General features: G+C 75.0%; 3 protein-coding genes. 2 read left to right on the top strand and 1 reads right to left on the bottom strand.

The genetic code is table 11. The annotated features are described in order from the left end of the window. Positions 1-375: GNAT family N-acetyltransferase (locus AAHZ94_RS32110; protein ID WP_349997233.1), on the top strand; the 375-nt coding region annotated here is incomplete at its 5' end. 28 nt (positions 376-403) lie between these two features. After that, positions 404-1,234, top strand: coding sequence for a transglutaminase family protein (locus AAHZ94_RS32105; protein WP_349997232.1), 831 nt, complete (start codon positions 404-406; stop codon positions 1,232-1,234). A 396-nt stretch (positions 1,235-1,630) separates the two neighbouring features. Here the strand turns inward: AAHZ94_RS32105 and AAHZ94_RS32100 are convergent. After that, positions 1,631-2,769 (bottom strand): peptidoglycan binding domain-containing protein (locus tag AAHZ94_RS32100; protein WP_349997231.1); only part of this gene is annotated, 1,139 nt, incomplete at its 5' end.

The raw sequence follows: 2,769 nt of genomic DNA, 5'->3' as shown, positions 1-2,769 counted from the left end.
GCGGCTGCGTCAGTTGTGTATACGCGACTGGGTGGGGCTCAGGCCGTGGCGCCCGGCGGAGGCGAAGCGGTGGCATCCGGCGGGGCCGAAGCGCCGGCTCCCGGGGCCGCGGCCGTGGCGATCGGCCGGTGCGTGGTGGACGGCCGCTGGGCCGGCTTCACGGCGGTCGAGGTGGCGCCGGCGTACCGGCGTCTGGGCCTGGCGACCGCGGTGATGACGGCCCTCGCACAGGCTGCGCTGGCCGAGGGCGCCTCGGCCGCCTACCTTCAAGTCGAGGCCGACAACCCGCAGGCCCACGCGCTCTACACGGGCCTCGGCTTCACTCCCCACCACGCCTACCACCACTGGCGCGCGCCGCAGGACGACAGCCGCTGAACGGCCATACGACGGGTACGAGGCAGCCATGGACGACAGCACGGACCGACGGAAGCTCTTCGCCGATGCGGCGCGCGCCGAACGCCCCGACCTCGCCCTGCTGTGCCTGCTGGTGGGCGCGGAGGCCGATGCGGAGTTCAGCGATGACGACCTCGACGCGGCACAGATCGAACTCGACCGGCTCGCCGGACTGCTGCCCTTCGCCCCCGGTGACAGGGCCGCCTGGGCCGGCGCAGCCGCCGAACTGCTGGGCGGCGCCGAGGGCTTCCACGGCACGCCGGCCGACTACCGGCGCCTGGACTCCTCGCTCCTGCACCAGGTGCTGCGGCGCCGCCGCGGGCTGCCGATCCTGCTGTCGGTGGTCTGGATCGAGGTGGCCCGACGGGCGGGCGCGCCGGTGTACGGGGTGGCGCTGCCGGGCCACTTCGTCGTCGGGTGCGGCGACCCCGCCGGGCGGCACGTGCTGGTCGACCCCTTCCACGGCGGCCGGCCGCTGACCGAGGAGGAGGCCGCGGTCCTGGTGGCGGGCACCACCGGGGCGCCGCTCTCGCCCGCCCTGCTCGCGCCCGCCGACCCGCTGGAGATCGTGCTGCGGGTGCTGAACAACATCCGCGCCTGGGCCGCCGCCCGCCCCGAGCGCACCGACGTCCAACTCTGGGCGGTCGAACTCTCCCTGCTGCTGCCCAGCCACCCGGCGAAACTCCGCTACGAACGGGCCCAACTCCTCGTCCAGCGCGGCGACTTCCGGGGTGGGGCGGCAGAGCTTGAGGAGTACGCGACGGTCATCGCGGCCATGGAGCCGAGCTCGGCCGAAACGGTACGCCGCGAGGCCCGCGCGGCCCGTGCCCTGCTCAACTAGGCGGTCCGACGGCCGAAGGCGGGGCCCGCCCCACCCCGCGCCCCGGCCCCGGGGCCGCGCGCACTCGGGACCACCCGAACCACCGCGCACCGCGTGCCGCCCCGCCCCGCAGCCGACGCCCCCGTACGAGAAGGCCGCCCCATCCCTCGTACGAGAGAACCCGTCTCCCGCCCCCCGTACGCGAGCGCCCACCCCGCCGGCCACGGCCCGTACGCGCCAAGCACGACGCGAGCGGCGACACCGGGCCCGGTCCCGGCGGCACCGCCCCCACGCCCCTACCGCCGCCACCGGCCACGCCCCCCCACGGCCGGCGCCTGTCAACGCCAACGCCCCGCTCACCAAGGTGGTGGCGGGGCGTCAGTGGGCGCAGTGGTAGGGCCGCGTGGTGGGGCGGGGTCAGCCGCCCAGGGTGGCGTTGGGGCCCTCCGCCACCCGCTCGGCCTGGGTCTTGCCGCCCAGTGCGCGGCCCATCGCGACGGCCACGTCGGTCGGGGAGACGGCGGTCTTGGAGCCGTTGCCGCGCTCCACCAGGACGCCGTCGAAGACGCCGCCGTAGAGCTGCTTTATGGCGTCCAGGTCGTAGTGCTCGACCAGCTTGCCGTCGGTGACCCGCACGGAGAGGATCTGCGGCAGCGAGCGGTCCGGGCCGAAGTTGATGAACTTGCCGCCGGCCCGGACGGTGATCAGCCCCGACATCGCGGGCTTGGCGAAGGTCTCCATCTTGCGGTCGACCTCGGCGTTGCTGATGACGGGCTGCTTGGTCGCGCTCGGCAGGGTCACCGTCCGGTTCGTGCCGCTCTCGGCCCGGTCGCGGTACGCCTGGGCGACCGCGTCGACCGACTTGTCGGCGTCCAGCGACTTGCCCGCCTTGCCGTAGACGGGCACCGCCTCACCCGGCTTGAAGGTGATGCTGCCCTCGCGCGCCGAGCCCGAGCCGTCGCCGGCGAGCCGCCCGAGGGCGTCCCGCAGCTTCTCCTCGTCCACCTTGACCTTGGCGTCGGCCTCCCGGGAGCCACCGAACAGCGAGCCGATCACGGTCACCGGGTTGTAGTCCCGGCCCGCGGTCTCCCGCACGGTGGCCTCGGTGTCGATCGACAGACCGGCGACGGCCGGCTTGAGCTCCAACTCTTCACCGTCGACGGAGAGCTTGATCGGGGCGGTGGTGCGGTCGCCGAGCTTGGTGTCCAGCTTCTTGACCGCCTCCTCCTTCGACGTGCCGCCGATGTCGACGCCGAGCACGGTGGTGCCGTTGGGCACGTCCGCGTGCCCGAGCACCAGCCCCGCCCCGTACGCGACGCACACCACGCCGACCACACCGACGGCCGCCATGACGAGCTTGGAGCGGCCCTTCTTCTTCGGCTTGGCACCGCTGGGCTTGGGGGCGGGCGCCGGGGCGGGGGCCGGCGCAGCGGCGGCGGGCGGCTGGCCCGCGCCATCGGTCGGCGGCTTGGCTCCGGCGTTGCCCGGGGCCGCGGGCACGCCGCTGACCACGGTGTTCCCCGAGGGCGGCGGGCCGCTGGGGCGCTTGCCTGCGG

Source organism: Streptomyces sp. HSW2009, assembly GCF_040240285.1.
Classification (GTDB): Bacteria; Actinomycetota; Actinomycetes; order Streptomycetales; family Streptomycetaceae; genus Streptomyces.
Note: the sequence above shows the minus strand (reverse complement) of the source record. Positions and strands in the feature narration are given on the sequence as shown.